18 protein-coding genes and 2 tRNA genes are annotated in these 14,906 nt (G+C 68.8%); 7 read left to right on the plus strand and 13 right to left on the minus strand.

Annotated elements, in window-relative coordinates:
- Positions 1-95 precede the first annotated feature (95 nt).
- Entirely contained in the window at positions 96-1,106 is a 1,011-nt protein-coding gene (gene thiL, locus VG502_RS12960; protein ID WP_325550482.1) for a thiamine-phosphate kinase, read from the minus strand.
- 123 nt (positions 1,107-1,229) lie between these two features.
- Here thiL and VG502_RS12965 point away from each other — a divergent pair, with 123 nt between their 5' ends.
- Both VG502_RS12965 and VG502_RS12970 read left to right on the plus strand, forming a co-directional pair.
- On the plus strand, positions 1,230-1,463 hold the full coding sequence (locus tag VG502_RS12965; protein WP_188838156.1) for an Lrp/AsnC family transcriptional regulator: 234 nt from the start codon (positions 1,230-1,232) through the stop codon (positions 1,461-1,463).
- Complete coding sequence (locus tag VG502_RS12970) at positions 1,460-1,912, plus strand: DUF3515 family protein (RefSeq protein ID WP_325550483.1); 453 nt, start codon at positions 1,460-1,462, stop codon at positions 1,910-1,912. The genes VG502_RS12965 and VG502_RS12970 overlap by 4 nt, the downstream gene beginning before the upstream one ends.
- A gap of 15 nt (positions 1,913-1,927) precedes the next feature.
- Here the strand turns inward: VG502_RS12970 and VG502_RS12975 are convergent, their stop codons facing one another.
- Positions 1,928-3,094 carry a D-alanine--D-alanine ligase family protein gene (locus tag VG502_RS12975; RefSeq protein WP_325550484.1) on the minus strand — a complete coding sequence of 389 codons (1,167 nt, stop codon included), beginning with the start codon at positions 3,092-3,094 and terminating at the stop codon, positions 1,928-1,930.
- Positions 3,095-3,164: 70 nt separating this feature from the next.
- On the opposite strand from VG502_RS12975, the gene VG502_RS12980 reads away from it, so the two are divergent.
- On the plus strand, positions 3,165-4,229 hold the full coding sequence (locus tag VG502_RS12980) for a trans-sulfuration enzyme family protein (protein WP_325550485.1): 1,065 nt from the start codon (positions 3,165-3,167) through the stop codon (positions 4,227-4,229).
- 2 nt (positions 4,230-4,231) lie between these two features.
- Here the strand turns inward: VG502_RS12980 and VG502_RS12985 are convergent, their stop codons facing one another.
- Both VG502_RS12985 and VG502_RS12990 read right to left on the minus strand, forming a co-directional pair.
- Positions 4,232-5,233, minus strand: a complete 1,002-nt coding sequence (locus tag VG502_RS12985) for an NAD(P)H-dependent glycerol-3-phosphate dehydrogenase (protein ID WP_325550486.1) — start codon at positions 5,231-5,233, stop codon at positions 4,232-4,234.
- Positions 5,230-6,000: a lysophospholipid acyltransferase family protein gene (locus VG502_RS12990; RefSeq protein WP_325550487.1), complete on the minus strand. Its 771-nt coding sequence runs from the start codon at positions 5,998-6,000 to the stop codon at positions 5,230-5,232. Before VG502_RS12990 ends, VG502_RS12985 begins: the two co-directional genes overlap by 4 nt.
- Before the next feature lie 176 nt (positions 6,001-6,176).
- On the opposite strand from VG502_RS12990, the gene cofC reads away from it, so the two are divergent.
- Both cofC and VG502_RS13000 read left to right on the plus strand, forming a co-directional pair.
- Positions 6,177-6,851, plus strand: a complete 675-nt coding sequence (gene cofC / locus VG502_RS12995; RefSeq protein ID WP_325550488.1) for a 2-phospho-L-lactate guanylyltransferase — start codon at positions 6,177-6,179, stop codon at positions 6,849-6,851.
- A gap of 5 nt (positions 6,852-6,856) precedes the next feature.
- Positions 6,857-7,069, plus strand: coding sequence for a hypothetical protein (locus VG502_RS13000; protein WP_325550489.1), 213 nt, complete (start codon positions 6,857-6,859; stop codon positions 7,067-7,069).
- Positions 7,070-7,149: 80 nt separating this feature from the next.
- Here the strand turns inward: VG502_RS13000 and VG502_RS13005 are convergent, their stop codons facing one another.
- The 3 genes from VG502_RS13005 to leuC form a co-directional block, all read right to left on the minus strand.
- Entirely contained in the window at positions 7,150-7,746 is a 597-nt protein-coding gene (locus VG502_RS13005) for an HU family DNA-binding protein (protein WP_325550490.1), read from the minus strand.
- 316 nt (positions 7,747-8,062) lie between these two features.
- Positions 8,063-8,656: a 3-isopropylmalate dehydratase small subunit gene (gene leuD / locus VG502_RS13010; RefSeq protein ID WP_325550491.1), complete on the minus strand. Its 594-nt coding sequence runs from the start codon at positions 8,654-8,656 to the stop codon at positions 8,063-8,065.
- 27 nt (positions 8,657-8,683) lie between these two features.
- A complete protein-coding gene (leuC, locus tag VG502_RS13015) occupies positions 8,684-10,087 on the minus strand; it encodes a 3-isopropylmalate dehydratase large subunit (protein WP_325550492.1) in 1,404 nt (467 codons plus the stop codon).
- Between the two features lie 130 nt (positions 10,088-10,217).
- Between leuC and VG502_RS13020 the strand changes: the two genes are divergently transcribed.
- Entirely contained in the window at positions 10,218-10,964 is a 747-nt protein-coding gene (locus tag VG502_RS13020; protein ID WP_325550493.1) for an IclR family transcriptional regulator, read from the plus strand.
- A gap of 60 nt (positions 10,965-11,024) precedes the next feature.
- On the opposite strand, the gene VG502_RS13025 is transcribed toward VG502_RS13020, so the two are convergent.
- The 3 genes from VG502_RS13025 to VG502_RS13035 are packed head-to-tail and all read right to left on the minus strand — an operon-like array spanning position 11,025 to position 12,838.
- On the minus strand, positions 11,025-11,294 hold the full coding sequence (locus VG502_RS13025; RefSeq protein WP_325550494.1) for a hypothetical protein: 270 nt from the start codon (positions 11,292-11,294) through the stop codon (positions 11,025-11,027).
- Positions 11,295-11,303: 9 nt separating this feature from the next.
- Positions 11,304-11,906 (minus strand): histone deacetylase, encoded by a 603-nt coding sequence (locus VG502_RS13030; protein ID WP_325550495.1) that lies wholly within the window; start codon positions 11,904-11,906, stop codon positions 11,304-11,306.
- 14 nt (positions 11,907-11,920) lie between these two features.
- Complete coding sequence (locus VG502_RS13035; RefSeq protein ID WP_325550496.1) at positions 11,921-12,838, minus strand: DMT family transporter; 918 nt, start codon at positions 12,836-12,838, stop codon at positions 11,921-11,923.
- Positions 12,839-12,928: 90 nt separating this feature from the next.
- On the opposite strand from VG502_RS13035, the gene VG502_RS13040 reads away from it, so the two are divergent.
- Entirely contained in the window at positions 12,929-13,771 is an 843-nt protein-coding gene (locus VG502_RS13040) for a LysR substrate-binding domain-containing protein (RefSeq protein WP_325550497.1), read from the plus strand.
- Between the two features lie 62 nt (positions 13,772-13,833).
- Here the strand turns inward: VG502_RS13040 and VG502_RS13045 are convergent.
- The 3 genes from VG502_RS13045 to VG502_RS13055 form a co-directional block, all read right to left on the minus strand.
- Positions 13,834-13,906, minus strand: a tRNA-Glu gene (locus VG502_RS13045).
- Between the two features lie 60 nt (positions 13,907-13,966).
- Positions 13,967-14,041 (minus strand) — tRNA-Gln (locus tag VG502_RS13050).
- 59 nt (positions 14,042-14,100) lie between these two features.
- Complete coding sequence (locus VG502_RS13055) at positions 14,101-14,847, minus strand: HAD family hydrolase (protein ID WP_325550498.1); 747 nt, start codon at positions 14,845-14,847, stop codon at positions 14,101-14,103.
- Positions 14,848-14,906: the final 59 nt, after the last annotated feature.

Genomic DNA, 14,906 nt, shown 5'->3' on the forward strand with positions numbered 1-14,906 from the left:
GCCATCGAACAAGCTCGATGGGACGCAGCGATGTTGCGCGACTGCGCAGACACTACTCCGCAGGTGACACATTCCAACGTTCGGTGTTGAGCGTTTCAGTCGGTCTTTGCCGAACCGAAATGATCCCAGCCGACCCGCGTGTGTTCGCGACCACCGACGGTGATGCCGGATCCGGGCGCAACGACACCGATGATCCGCCAGCCGGGCGGCACCGCACCGGCCGGAAAGGTGGCCAGCAGGCTGTGTTCCTCTCCCCCGGTCAGCACACAGGTCTCGGCGTCGGCCCCGCCGACCGCATCGGTCAACGCTCGTATGTCGGATGCGAGCGCCGTCGGGTCGAGGTCGAGCCGCACACCGCTCGCGCGGGCGATCCGGCCGCCGTCGCGCAGCAGGCCGTCGGAGATGTCCAGCATCGCCGTGGCTCCGGCCCGAGCGGCCACCGGTCCCTGCTCGTATGGCGTGCGCGGGCGGCGTTGCGCCAGAACGAGATTCGCGCCCTTCGCAGCGTGCTCACGCTGCAGCAGAAGCAACCCGGCTGCGGCTCGTCCCAGCGTGCCGCACACTGCGACCAGATCGCCCGGCCGCGCACCCGACCGCAGCACGGCGGCAACACCGTCCAGCTCGCCGAACGCGGTGATACTGACCACCCGGGTGCCTGCCGGAGCCGAGGACAGGTCACCGCCGACCACCACGGTCCCGGCGTCGCGCGCGGCGTCGGCGACGCCGGTCGTGAAGTCGGCGACCCATTGCAGGGGCGTCTGCTGGTCGGCGACGAGCGTGACGAGCAGGCCGGTGCAGCGGCCGCCCATCGCCGCGATGTCCGCGACGTTCTGCACCACGAGCTTGTGACCGACATCGGCACCGGTCGACCACTCGTCGAGCCAGTCACGGCCCAGCACCATGGTGTCGGTCGTCGCCAGCGCAGCGCCCGACCGCACCCGCAGCAGCGCGGTGTCGTCGCCGGGGCCGATGATCACGTCATCGCTGGTCGCGAACCTCGGCAGCACCGTGTCCAGCAGCTCCTGCTCCTCGACGTCGGCCAGCGTGCGCGAGTCCTGTGAATGTGCGCTGGACTGTGCGCTGGAATGTGTCCCGGACTGCGTCATACCTGCTCGTTCCACCCTTCGTCACCGCCCCAGCATCAACGCACGGTAGCGTTTCCGCGGGCACGGCCATCGTGCCGCCACCCCGTCCCGCGGGGCTTCGCACGACACTCGGGAGACTACGCAATGGTTCAGGCCTACATCCTCATCCAGGCGGACCTCGGACAGGCGACCGCTGTCGCCGCCGCGGTGCGCGAGATCCCCGGCGTGTTGTCCTCCGAGGACGTCACCGGACCGTATGACGTCATCGCGCGCGCCGAGGCCGAGACCCTCGACAAGCTGGGCTCACTCGTGGTGGCGAAGATCCAGGAGGCTCCTGGCATCATGCGCACGCTGACCTGCACCGTGGTCCATCCTTGAGGTTCGCCCCCGCCGCAGCGGTCTGTGCTCTGGCGCTGACGGCTTCGCTCACGGCCTGCGGAGGTGAAGGCGCCGTGCAGGCATCGCCGCCCGAGCAGGCCTCGAACCCGTTGTGCGCCAGGGCTTCCCGGCAATGGCCCACGACAGTCTCCGGACAGAAGGCACGCAAGGTCACGACGAAGTCGTCGACCGTCCACGCCTGGGGCGATCCGGCGATCATCGCCCGCTGCGGTGTTGCGTCCCCGGGGCCGACAGCGACCGGTTGCGTGTCGGTGGACGGCATCGACTGGGTCGGCAGCAAGCTCTCCGACGGCGGTCGCTACATCACCTACGGCCGCACCCCGGCGATCGAGGTCCTCGTGCCGACGAAGTACAACTCACTCCCGCCGCTCGGTGCGTTCACCCAAGCGGTCCGGCAGATCCCCCAGGGAACCCACCGCTGCAGCTAAATCCTCGAGCGCAACTCACCGCAGGCCGGTGCGCCGCTCCAGTGCCAGCTCGATCAACTCGGTGATCAGCGACGGGTAGTCCAGCCCGGACTCCGCCCACACCCGCGGGAACATCGACGACGGCGTGAAGCCGGGCATCGTGTTGATCTCGTTCAGCATCAGGCCCGTTCCGGCCTCGTAGAACCAGTCGACGCGCGACAGGCCCTCGCAGCCGGCCGCCTCGAACGCCTTGACCGAGAGCCGCTGGATCTCCTCGGCCACCTCGGCCGGCAGGTCGGCCGGGCAGCTGAGCTGGGCGTCACTGTCGAGGTACTTCGCCTCGAAGTCATAGAAGGTATGGCGCTCCCCCGTCACGGTGATCTCGCCGACCTTGCTCGCCCGCGCCGGATCGGAGCCATGGCCCTCGAGCACACCGCACTCGACCTCGCGGCCGGCGATCGCCGCTTCGACCAGCACCTTGGGGTCCGACTCACGCGCGATCTCGATCGCCTGCTCCAGGTCCGCCGGCCGGTCGACCTTGACGACCCCCATGCTCGACCCGGCACGGGCCGGCTTGACGAACACCGGCATACCGAGGCTCGTCGCGCTGTCCAGGCACGCGGCCCTGTCGCGCCGCCATTCCTTGTCGGCGATCACGACGTGCGGTCCGACCGGCAGTCCGGCCGCGGAGAAGACGACCTTCATCAGTGCCTTGTCCATCATCACCGCGGACGCCGCGACACCGGACCCGACGTAGCGGGTGTCCGCGAGCTCGAGGAGCCCCTGCAGGGTGCCGTCCTCACCGAACGGGCCGTGCAGCAACGGCAGCACGACATCCACGGACGTCAGGCGGCGTGGTGGCTCGTTCGGGGCGAAGACCATCAGCTCACGCGCCCCCGGGTCGGCGGACAGCAACGCGGTCGTCTCACCCTGCACGCTCGGCGTGTGCTCGGCGGTGAGCTGCAACGGCTCCGGGTCGTCGGCGACGAGCACCCACCGGCCGTCCTGCGCGATGCCGATCGGCACCACGTCGAAACGGTCGCGGTCGATCGCGCGCAACACACTCGCGGCCGTCGAGCACGACACCGCGTGCTCGCTGGAGCGGCCGCCGAAAACGATTGCGACTACGGGCTTTCGGCTGGTTTCGTCGGCCTGTCCGTGCGGCTCTGCGTGGACATCTGGGGCCGGGCTGCGGTCACTCATCGCCCTGAGCCTAACGCGAAGGACGTGGACAGCCGCGCTGCGCCGCCGCCTGTCATGCCAAGGTGTTGCCATGCCTGAAGATGTCAGCTACGCCCCCGCCACCCGACTCGTCGGACTCGGACGTCCGGCCCGGACGCCCGGAGCGCCGGCGGGTCCCGGTATCGAGCTCAGCTCCACCTACGTCGCCGGCGACGGCCCGGCATACGGCCGCTTCACCAACCGCACCTGGGAGGCACTGGAGCAGGTCCTCGGCGACCTGGAGGGCGGCACCGCACTCGCCTTCAGCAGCGGTATGGCGGCCGTCAGCGCCTGCGTCGAACTGACCCCGCAGGGCGGCACGGTCGTGCTGCCGGCACACGTCTACAACGGCACCACCTCCCTGGTCGACCAGCTCACGCAGACCGGTCGACTCGTGCCACGACGAATCGACCCGACCGACACGGCGGCGGTGATCGCCGCCCTGGACGGCGCCGACCTGGTCTGGCTCGAGTCGCCGACCAACCCGATGCTCGAGGTCGCGGACCTCTCGGCGATCCTCACGGCCGCCCGCGAGCGGGGCGTGGTCTCGGTCGTCGACAACACGTTCAACACACCGTTGCTGGCGCGCCCGCTGGAGTTCGGCGCGGACGTCGTCGTGCACTCGGTGACCAAGTTCCTGGCGGGTCACTCCGACGTCGTACTCGGTGCGCTCGTGACGTCGTCCGACACATTGCACGAGCGCTTGCACTCACACCGCACGCTGCACGGCGCCATACCGGGCCCGCACGAGGTATGGCTGGCGCTGCGCGGCATGCGCACCCTGCACCTGCGGCTCGAGCGCTCCTGCGCCAACGCCGCCGAGCTCGCGGAGCGGCTCATCGACCACCCGGCGGTCGCCCAGGTTCGCTACCCGGGGTTCGGAGCCATCGTGTGCATCGAACTCGCCGGTGGTCGCAGCGCCGCCGAAGCGGTCGAGGAGGCTGTCCGCCTCTGGCTGCCCGCGACGAGCCTCGGCGGTGTCGAGTCCTCGCTGGAGCGTCGGCGCCGGCACGCCGCGGAGCCGGAGAGCGTGCCCGAGGAGCTGGTCCGCCTATCCGTCGGTGTCGAGGACGTCGACGACCTGTGGCGCGACCTGGACACCGCCCTGTCGTCCTAGGGTCACGCGCCCTCGTGCTTGCGGGCGCGCGACATGAGCGCGTCGGCGACGTCCTGGGGTGCACGTCCCTCGTGCACCACGGCGGCGACGTTCTCGACGATCGGCACATCGACGTCGGCGCCGTGCGCGAGCTGCAGGATCGACTCACACGACTTCACGCCCTCAGCGGTCTGCTTGGTGCTCGCGATGACCTCCTCGAGCGACATCCCCGAACCGAGCCGGTAGCCGAAGGTGCGGTTGCGTGACAGCGGCGACGCGCAGGTCGCAACCAGATCACCGACACCTGCCAGGCCGAGGAAGGTCTGCGGGTCGGCGCCCAGCGCCGCTCCGAGCCGGGCGGTTTCGGCCAGGCCGCGCGTCAGCAGGCTCGCCATCGTGTTGTCGCCCATGCCCATGCCGGATGCCATCCCGACCGCGAGGGCGATGACGTTCTTGGTGGCACCGGCGATCTCGGTGCCGATGACATCGGTGCCCAGGTAGGGCCGGAAGTATGACGTCGCGCTCGCCTCTGCCACCTTGGCACGCACCCGCGGACTCGCCGCTGCGACGACTGCGGCCGCCGGCTGACGAGCGGCGATCTCCGGTGCCAGGTTGGGTCCCGAGACGACGACGATGCGGTCCTGTTCGACCTGGCCGGCCTCGGCGATCACCTGGCTCATGCGCTCACCCGTGCCGAGCTCGATGCCCTTCATCAGGGACACGATCGGTGCATCCCTGGGCAACAGCTCGCGCCAGTCGGCGAGGTTGCCGCGCAGGGTCTGTGACGGAACCGCGAGAACGACGATCTCCGCGCCGTCCAGTGCGTCGGCATACGAGCTGGTGGCCGTGATCGTCTCCGGCAGCACCCGTTCGGCGAGGTAGCCGGAGTTGAGGTGCGTGCTGTTGATCTCGTCGGCCACCTCCTGGCGCCGTGCCCACAGCCGGACCGTGCAACCGGCATCCGCCATGATCGCCGCGTATGCCGTGCCCCAGTTGCCGCTGCCGAGTACCGCTACGTGAGTCATCCGTCGCCCTTCGTTTCCGACCGGCCGGCGCTCGCCGGCGGACCGTCACCACCGCGCGCCGCGTGCTGCGTGCGCGGGTCGAATCGTGTGTCAGGTGCCTTCTCGTGCCGGATGTCCTCCAGGAGTCGGGTGATCTCGTCCATCAACCGCACACTCGCGGTCCGTAGCTTCCGGGCGTCGATCGGACCGTCACGCAGATCGCTCAGGTCGATCGCGGGACCGGCCGCAACGTGGATCAGCTTGCGCGGCAACAACTTCGGCAGCTTGTCGCGGTAGGGCCACATCATCTCCCGGGTGCCCCAGATCGCGAGTGGGATCAGCGGGACGCCACTTTCCAGCGCCAGTCGCGCAGCTCCTGACTTGCCCACCATCGGCCAGAAGTCCGGCTCGCGGGTGATCGTGCCCTCCGGGTAGACGCACACGCACGCGCCGCGCTCGAGCGCCTCGGTCGCCGCGGAGAGCGCCGAGGTCGCCCGCGAGGTGCCCCGGTAGACGGGGATCTGCCCGGTGCCGTGCAGGATCTGCCGGACCACCGGAGGCTTGAAGAGGGAGGACTTGGCCAGATAGTGCGGGGCGCGTCCGGACGCCACGAGGTAGTGGGCCAGCGGGAAATGGTCCATGTTCGAGATGTGGTTGGAGGCCGCAACGAATCCGCCATCACGCGGGATGTTCTCCATGCCCGTCCAGTCACGGAAGGTGATCCGCTGCAACACCGGATAGAGCGTCGTGATCACCTTGGAGTACATCGGCTCGATGTTCTCGGTCATCGGGGGACGCGACACGAGTGCTAGCTCCTTACCCTCAAGTCCGCACGGCGGCACCGGTGCCGCCCGCACACGGCGCGACAATACCTGCAGTTGTCAGTATCCAACCCCACTCCGTCGCTGCGTCCCAAGTGAACCGCCGCGACGGGCCCGTGGGGCGGTCTGAGAACATCATTCCCGTGGACTCCGCCATCACCTCGACCTGGCACGTGATCGTTCCGGTGAAACACAGCTCGAGGGGGAAGTCCCGGCTGCGTCCACCCGAGGGGGTCCACCGCCGGGACCTCGCCCTCGCGATCGCTCTCGACACCCTCGACACCGTGCTTGCCATCGTGCCCGCCCAGCAGGTTTTCGTGGTCACTGCCGATCCCGAGATCCGCCTGCAGCTGCGCGGGTCGGGTGCAGTGCTCGTGGACGACCCCGGCCGCGGCCTCAATGCAGCTGTGGCTGCAGGGATCTCGGCCGTCACCTCCGGTGCGCCACACACCCCGGCCGCCGTGTTGCTCGGCGACCTGCCCGCTCTGAACACCGAGGAACTCGCCGGCGGGCTCGCCGCCTGCGCCGCGGCGGAGGCAGCCGTCGTCCCCGACCACGAAGGCACCGGCACGGTGCTGCTGACCCATCACGACGCCGCACGGCTCGTCCCCCGCTTCGGCACGGGCTCGGCTGCGCGACATGCGCGTTCGGCCACCACACTGGACCTGGACCTGCCGCGGCTGCGGACCGACGTCGACGACGACACGTCGCTCGCTCTGGCCCGGAAACTCGGTGTCGGACCCTGGACCGGCCGGCTGCTGGAGTCCTCCAGCGGACGACCGGCGGACGGATCACCGATCGACTCACCCGTAGGCTGACCGTCATGCAGGCGACGATCCACACCTTCGACAACGACTCCGGCTCCGGCACCGTGCTGACCGACAACGGCCGGTTGCTGACCGTCGATCATGCGACGTTCGCGAAGTCCCACCTGCGGCACCTGCGCATGGGGCAGCGGGTGAGCATCGAGGTGGGCGCCGAGGGCGTCACCCGACTCTGGATCGAGGGCATCGGCCCGGGTCAGCGGATCCGCTGACCGACCCACCCGCACAAAACAGACCGACGGCCGCCTCGTGAGTCACGAGACGGCCGTCGGCACGTGTGGGGCGGGTGGCCTCAGCGACGCGATGCGCGCTTGGCGGTGCTCTTCTTGGCCGTCGCCTTCTTGGCGGTGGTCTTCTTGGCCGCGGCCTTGGCGGGGGTCGCCTTCTTGGCGGTCGTCTTCTTCGCCGCAGCCTTGACGGGCGTCGCCTTCTTGGCGGTCGTCTTCGTGGCCGCAGCCTTCGCCGTGGTCTTCTTCGCCGCAGCCTTGGCGGGCGTCGCCTTCTTAGCGGTGGTCTTCTTGGCGGTCGACTTCTTCGCCGCGGACTTCTTCGCCGGCTCCGCTGCGGCGGCGGTCGATGCACGCCCACCCGCGTTCCCGGTCTTGGGCAACGAGCGCGGGTTCGCGACAACGGTCTTGAATGCGGTGCCGGGCTTGAACTTCGGCACGGCGGTCTTCTTGATGCGCACGGTCGTCCCGGTGCGCGGGTTACGGCCGGTGCGGGCCGCGCGCGAGATCTTCTCGAAGGTGCCGAAGCCGGTGATACCGACCTTGTTGCCCTTGGCGACCTCGCGGATGATGGCATCCACCACAGCCTCCAGAGCGTCGCTGGCTGCCTTCTTACTGCCGAGACGGGTTTCCAGGCTCTGGATGAGCTCTGCCTTGTTCATGGGTCGTATCCCCTTCGGGTGGTGCCGGCGTTCGACCGGGCGTCCTATTGCAGGTCCTCAAGCTGACGCTCGATTGAGACAGACGGTATGCCCACCACGTCAAGTCGGCAACCTGCAACGCCGCTCGATTTGCCTAGGGCACAACAGCTTTGGGCGGTCTGGCGCTCTCGCGGCAGGCCCTGCGAACTTCCCCTGTATGACGCGGAAAAGCCCGGACCTCGAACAAGCAAATATCCCAACTTCTTTCAACGACAACGAAATTCGCGCGGATGCCCCTCAAGGGACATCCGCGCGAAGTGGTATGACGAGCCGCCGCTCAGGCCGGTTGCGTCGCCGGCTTCCAGCTCGGTCGAGCAGATTCGAAATTTGTGATCTGATCCGCGTGTCGCAGCGTCAGGCTGATGTCATCCAGGCCCTCGAGCAGGCGCCAGCGGATGTAGTCATCGACCTGGAAACCGAAGACGTGCTCACCCGCGGTCACGGTCCGTTGCTCGAGGTCGACGGTCAGCTCGAGGCCGGGGTCGTTCTCCAAGAGCTTCCAGAGCAATTCGATGTCCTCCTGCCGCAATTGAGCTGCGAGCAGTCCGGCCTTGCCGGCGTTGCCCCGGAAGATGTCCGCGAACCGCGAGGACAGCACGACTCGGAAGCCGTAGTCCATCAGAGCCCAGACCGCGTGCTCACGGGACGACCCGGTGCCGAAGTCCTGACCGGCGACGAGAACCGAACCCCTCCTGAAATCAGGGTTGTTCAGCACGAACGTCTCATCATTGCGCCAGGCGGCGAACAGGCCGTCCTCGAAACCGGTTCGACTCACCCGCTTGAGGTAGACGGCCGGGATGATCTGGTCGGTGTCGACGTTGCTGCGCCGCAACGGAACTCCGACGCCGGTGTGCTGGGTGAACTTCTCCATGACGTTCCTCGATCCTCTCTGCCGTTGTCAGTTGGTGGTGGTCAGGTCGGACGGGCTCGACAGCGTGCCCCTGATCGCCGTCGCAGCCGCGACCAGCGGACTGACCAGGTGCGTCCGGCCGCCCTTGCCCTGCCGGCCCTCGAAGTTGCGGTTGGAGGTGGACGCGCTGCGCTCCCCCGCGGACAGCTGGTCCGGGTTCATGCCCAAGCACATCGAGCAGCCCGCCAGCCGCCACTCGGCACCGGCCTCGGAGAACACCTTGTCGAGGCCCTCACCCTCGGCCTGGAGTCGCACCTTCGCCGAACCGGGCACGACGAGCATGCGCACGCCATCGGCGACCTTGTGCCCCTTGATCACCTCGGCCGCGGCACGCAGATCCTCGATCCGGCCGTTGGTGCAGGAGCCGAGAAACACTGTGTCCACTGCGATTTCGCGCAGCGGCATACCCGGGGTCAACCCCATGTAATCGATGGCACGCTGAGCCGCGGCCCTCTCGTTCTCGCCCAGGAAGCTCTCGGGGTCGGGCACCTCCGCCGACAGCGGCAGGCCCTGACCGGGGTTGGTGCCCCAGGTGACGAACGGCGTCAGCGCGCTCGCGTCGATGTCGACCTCGGCGTCGAAGGTCGCGTCGTCGTCACTGACCAGCTGCGACCACGACTGCACCGCCGCGTCCCAGTCGGCGCCGGTCGGAGCGTGGTCGCGGCCCTTGAGATACGCGAAGGTCGTCTCGTCCGGTGCGACCATCCCGGCGCGGGCGCCGGCCTCGATCGACATGTTGCACATGGTCATTCGTGCTTCCATCGACATGTTGCGCACAGCCGACCCGCGATATTCGAGGACATATCCCTGGCCGCCGCCGGTGCCGATCTTGGCGATGACCGCCAGGATGATGTCCTTGGAGGTGACGCCCTCGGGCAGCTCACCCTCGATGTTGATCGCCATCGTCTTGAAGGGGTTCAGCGGCAACGTCTGGGTGGCGAGCACGTGCTCCACCTCGCTGGTGCCGATGCCGAACGAGAGGGCACCGAAGGCGCCGTGCGTCGACGTGTGGCTGTCGCCGCACACGATCGTCATACCCGGCTGGGTCAGACCCAGCTGCGGGCCGATGATGTGCACGATGCCCTGCTCAGCGTCACCCATCGGGAAGAGCTTGACGCCGAACTCCTCGCAGTTGGCGCGCAACGTCTCCACCTGGGTGCGACTCACCGGATCCGAGATCGGGCCGGGGGTCGTCGGGACGTTGTGATCCTCGGTGGCAACCGTCAGGTCCGGCCGACGCACCTTCCGGCCCGCCAGTCGAAGGCCCTCGAACGCCTGGGGGCTGGTCACCTCGTGCACGAGATGGAGATCGATGTAGAGCAGATCCGGCTCGCCGTCGGCATGACGTACGACGTGTTGTTCCCAAACCTTCTCTGCCAACGTGTTTCCCACGTCGACCCTCCTTCATCGAGCCTCACCCCGGGAGCGTTTTGCCCCCGGATCACCTGTTATCGACCGAGCCTGACCGTGAAACTCGCCACAAGGACTTGCGTCTCGCGGACTGAGACGTCAGTATCAGTGCATGGACAACTCTAGCGGTGTCGGCGTTCTGGACAAGGCCGCCGTTGTGCTTTCCGCCCTCGAAGCCGGCCCGTCAACCCTCGCCCAACTGGTCGCACACACCGGACTCGCACGCCCGACGGCCCATCGCCTGGCCGTCGCGCTCGAGCATCACCGGCTCGTCGCACGGGACATGCAGGGCCGCTTCATCCTCGGCCCGAGGCTCAGTGAGCTCGCCTCCGCCGCCGGCGAGGACCGGCTGCTCGCAGCCGCCGGTCCCGTGCTCGGCGCGCTGCGTGATCACTGCGGGGAGAGCGCACAGCTCTACCGCCGGCAGGGCGACCAGCGCATCTGTGTCGCGGCAGCGGACCGGCCGATGGGCCTGCGCGACTCGATCCCGGTCGGCGCAACGCTGACCATGCAGGCCGGATCAGCCGCTCAGATCCTGATGGCCTGGGAGGAGCCGGACCGGCTGCACCGCGGCCTGCACGGCGCCAAGTTCACGGCGACGATGCTGTCGGCCGTCCGGCGTCGCGGCTGGGCGCAGAGCGTCAGCGAGCGCGAGCAGGGCGTCGCCTCGGTGTCGGCACCGGTGCGCGGCCCGTCGGGTCGCGTCATCGCGGCGGTGTCGATCTCGGGGCCCATCGAGCGTGTGTCCCGTCAGCCGGGCCGGCTGCACGCCGGCACCGTCGTGGCCGGGGCGAACAAGCTGACCGAGGTGCTGGCCCGCGCACACGCGGCCACCGCGCGCCGCGGCGAGTCCGCCTGACCCGATATCCCGTTCAGCATCCCGTCCACCGGCCGTGACGACGGCCGGTGGACGGCGGGTTCACCCGTGAATGCCCTTGTACCACTTGTCGATCGCGGCCTTGCTGGTCTCAAGATCCGCCCCGGTGCTGTCGCGGTAGAGCTTGATGGCCAGAACCTTCCGGCCCCTGGCGATGGCTGCGCCGATCGCGACGCGCGCCTCGTGCGACAACCGGAGGTCGAACTCCTCGATGCGCTCGGCGCTCACGTCGGCGCCGCGCCCGCGCCGGGCCTGCGCCAGAACGACGACAAGGACCACCACGACGACCAGCAGCACCACCCAGATCCACACGCGACGAGCCTACCGAGCCGCGCCGTATGCCCCGTCCGGAGTGCGGCCGCTGACCAGCCGGGCGATGTATGCCGCCGCCTCCTCGCGCGACAGCCCGTGGGTGGCGATCAGTCCACGCTCGATCGTTGCGGCATACGCCGGCGACGGGGGCTGCTCGGCGACCTGCACGGAGGCCGGGAAGGTGAACGTCAGCACGGGTTCCCGCTCGATCGAACCGGCCACCAATACCCGGTCGTAGAGTCCCGTCCCGCCGACCCACTCACCGGCCGCGATGGTCCGGTCGAGTGGCAGTGCGCCCCCGACGGGCAGATGGCGCTCCTGGAGCCACACGTCGGGGAACTGCTCGAGCGTCAGGCGATAGGCCGTCGCCAGCGATGGTCCCTCGCCCTGCGGGTCGTAGAACGCCATACCGCCGCCCCACACGCTCGACTCCGCACCGAACAGAACGCGTCCGGGCAACTGCGTCGGGCGGCAACCGGTGGGCATCGTCGTGTCACGGCAGCCGGTGTAGGTGCGGCGCGCGCCCTCCGGTCGCCCCCCGCTGACGTAACAATCGAAGCGCTGCGGCGAGAGATTGGATCCGTACGAGGCGTACCAGACATGCGTGGTCATCCTTCGATGATCACTCAGCGCACCGATTCGACGGGCTCGGGGGATACCTGGCGCATGGCCCGGCCGACGTCCGGCGCCCGGACCGGTGCGCGGCCGAGCAGGCATGCTGCGGCGCCGAGCACGAGGCCACCGAGCACACCGGCGTCCGGCCGATCGCCGAGCAGCACCCAACTCAGCACCGCCGAGACGGACGGTATGACGGCGAAGAGCATCGCCACCTGTCCGGCGCCGCCGCGCCGCAACGCCGCGAGATAGAAGCTCATGCCGAGCAGCGAGCTGAAAACGATCATCGCGACCATCGACCAGACGGCCTGCGCGGGGCGATCGACCTGCAGCGGCTGGGTCATTGCGAACACGATGGCTGCGGGGACCGATGCGAGGATCCCGATCCCGGTGCCCATGATCGGATCGACACCGCGCACGAAGCGCTGCTGATAGACGCCGCCGAGCGACAGCCCCAGGACGGCGATCAGCACGCCGACCACACCGATGCCGAGGGATCCCGCCGAGCCCAACCGGCCCGCGAACGCCACCAGCACGGCAACGACGGCCAGGACGAGCGCGAGCACGCGCCGCCGACTCAGCCGCTCGCCCAGCATCGGCATCGCGAGTGCAGCAGTGACAACGGGATTCATCGAGATGATGAGCGCGACCAGCACCGGCGACATCCCCAGGCTGAGGGCTTCGTAGCACCCGATGAACTGCACGGCCTGGATGAGCACGCCGACGACGACCACGTGCCCCAACTGAGCGCCGCGCGGCCACGGCACTCCGCGCCGCGCGGCGAGCAGCAGCAGGATCGGTGCCGACACGACGAACCGCAGGATCAGCACCAGCCCCGGCGACATCGCCTGCACGGCGAGCGCTCCGATCGGGTAGCCCAGGGCGTAGAGGAGGACGACGACGAGCGACAGTCGCACGGGAAGTTTCACGACTTCATCCTCGGACCGCCACGTGCCCCCTGTCCAACAATGATGAGTGATCATGATCAATCGCATTCACTAATCGGTTATCGTGGCGTCATGTCCGCGACACTCGACATCACTCCCCTGCGCTCCCTCGTCGCGATAGCCGGCTCGGGTGGCTTCCACCGCGCCGCCCTCACGCTGCACCTGACCCAGTCGGCCGTCAGTCAGCACGTCCGCAAGCTCGAGCAGGCGACCGGGCGTCAGCTGGTCGAGCGCAGCGGCCGACAGACCCGGTTCACGCCGGACGGCGATCAGCTGCTGCGCAGTGCGCGCCGCATCCTGGCCGAGCACGACGACGCCGTGCGGTTCTTCGAGAGCCCGGACTCGCGCACGCTCACCATCGGCGCCTCGGAGCATGCCGCCGAGATGCTGCTGCCGGAGATCTCGAGTGCGCTGCGCGAGGCGCTCCCGGACACGAGTTTCCGCTTCCGCCTCGATCGCACCGCGCAGGTCGAGCGTGCCCTGGACGACGGCGTGGCGGATCTGATCGTCCTCGCCGAACTCACCAGTCCACCGGCGGCCGAGCGCAGCCGGCTGCGGCTGTGCTGGTTCGCCGCACAGGACTTCCGGGCGCCGGCCGGGGCGCCCCTGCCGGTGATCGCGTTCGACGAGCCGTGCATGCTGCGCCGGCCGACCTTCGACACGCTGACCGCGGGCGGCCTCGAGCACGAGCTCGTCGCGGAGGTGTCGAACCTGTCGGGTGGCTACTCGGCGGCCCGTGCCGGGCTCGGCGTCATCCTGCTCCCCCACATCGGCCGCGCCCCCGAAGGACTGATCGAACGCACCGACCTCCCGGAGCCGCCCGACGTGCGTATGTCGGTGCGTGCCGCCTCCGCAACTCCCGACTCGGCAGTGCGAGCCGTGACGAAGGCCGTGCGCCGGGCGATGCAGGGCTGAGGAACCGGCAACAATCGCGAAGCGCCCGAGTCCTTGGAGGACTCGGGCGCTTCGTCTCAACGTGACCCCAGCGGGATTCGAACCCGCGTTACCGCCGTGAGAGGGCGACGTACTAGGCCGCTATACGATGGGGCCGCGACCGGTGAAACCATACCCGAACCGGGTGATTTCGCCGAATCGGCGATCTCTCGCCGATGGCTGGGGTACCAGGACTCGAACCTAGACTAACTGAACCAGAATCAGTCGTGCTGCCGATTACACCATACCCCATGGGGGTATCACTCCGTCGCTGGCCTGACGCCTCCGACGAGGTGAACCGAGGTGAGACACTACCCGGTCGAAGGGGCTGCGCCCAAATCGGGGAGGTCCAATCCGTCGGCGACCGGCGAGACTTCCGCCAGCGTCGTGATGAACGGCACATCCACCGGGGACGCCGGCGTGTTGTCGCCGCGTCGTCGCAGCCAGATCGGGTGCAATCCGGCATCGCTCGCGCCCACGATGTCGGCCTCCCATTCATCACCGATGTATGCCGTGCCGGCGGGCTCGCTGCCCAGGCGCTCGCACGCCTCCCGGAAGACTCGGGCATCGGGCTTGCCGAAGCCGAGCGTGTCCCGCGTGACCAGCGCGCCGAAGCGGCCCGCCAGGTCGGTCGCGGCGAGCTTCGGCAGCGTCGCTTCCTCCGACGAGTTCGTGAGTGCGCCGACCGCGATGCCCGCCTCGTCGCACGCCTGCAGGAAGGGCAGCACGTCGCCATACCGATGCTGCCGCGCCAGGAACGCAGGGCGGAACGCCTTCTCATACATCTCGAACGCACGCGACGGCACGGGCAGCCCGTGCGCCACCCCGACCTCTGCCAGCCGGTGCGCACGCATCGTCTCGAAGTCGAGCGTGCCCGCGGTGTAACGGCGGAAGAAGCCGCCCGGGTCGGTCCGGAAGCGCACCGCGGCATGCTCGTGCCACTGCGGATCCTGCTCGGGCCACACCGCCGCCATACCGACCGCGCCGGCGCCGATCATGGCCGATGTGGTGTCGACCAGGGTGTCGTCGATGTCGAGCAGGACGGCCGTGACGGACATCCGGAGAGGCTTCATGCGCAATGCTTTCTCGTCTGCTTTCCGATCGTTTGCTTTCCGAT

Origin of the sequence: Flexivirga sp., assembly GCF_035551235.1 — a bacterium.
Taxonomy (GTDB): domain Bacteria; phylum Actinomycetota; class Actinomycetes; order Actinomycetales; family Dermatophilaceae; genus Flexivirga.

Bases quoted from the DNA above. Each gene is read 5' to 3' on its own strand.
- thiL (WP_325550482.1), bottom strand. From the start codon at position 1,106: ATGACGCAGTCCGGGACACATTCCAGCGCACAGTCCAGCGCACATTCA.
- VG502_RS12965 (WP_188838156.1), top strand. From the start codon at position 1,230: ATGGTTCAGGCCTACATCCTCATCCAGGCGGACCTCGGACAGGCGACC.
- VG502_RS12975 (WP_325550484.1), bottom strand. From the start codon at position 3,094: ATGAGTGACCGCAGCCCGGCCCCAGATGTCCACGCAGAGCCGCACGGA.
- VG502_RS12980 (WP_325550485.1), top strand. From the start codon at position 3,165: ATGCCTGAAGATGTCAGCTACGCCCCCGCCACCCGACTCGTCGGACTC.
- VG502_RS12985 (WP_325550486.1), bottom strand. From the start codon at position 5,233: ATGACTCACGTAGCGGTACTCGGCAGCGGCAACTGGGGCACGGCATAC.
- VG502_RS12990 (WP_325550487.1), bottom strand. From the start codon at position 6,000: ATGACCGAGAACATCGAGCCGATGTACTCCAAGGTGATCACGACGCTC.
- VG502_RS13000 (WP_325550489.1), top strand. From the start codon at position 6,857: ATGCAGGCGACGATCCACACCTTCGACAACGACTCCGGCTCCGGCACC.
- VG502_RS13005 (WP_325550490.1), bottom strand. From the start codon at position 7,746: ATGAACAAGGCAGAGCTCATCCAGAGCCTGGAAACCCGTCTCGGCAGT.
- leuD (WP_325550491.1), bottom strand. From the start codon at position 8,656: ATGGAGAAGTTCACCCAGCACACCGGCGTCGGAGTTCCGTTGCGGCGC.
- VG502_RS13020 (WP_325550493.1), top strand. From the start codon at position 10,218: ATGGACAACTCTAGCGGTGTCGGCGTTCTGGACAAGGCCGCCGTTGTG.
- VG502_RS13030 (WP_325550495.1), bottom strand. From the start codon at position 11,906: ATGACCACGCATGTCTGGTACGCCTCGTACGGATCCAATCTCTCGCCG.
- VG502_RS13040 (WP_325550497.1), top strand. From the start codon at position 12,929: ATGTCCGCGACACTCGACATCACTCCCCTGCGCTCCCTCGTCGCGATA.
- VG502_RS13055 (WP_325550498.1), bottom strand. From the start codon at position 14,847: ATGTCCGTCACGGCCGTCCTGCTCGACATCGACGACACCCTGGTCGAC.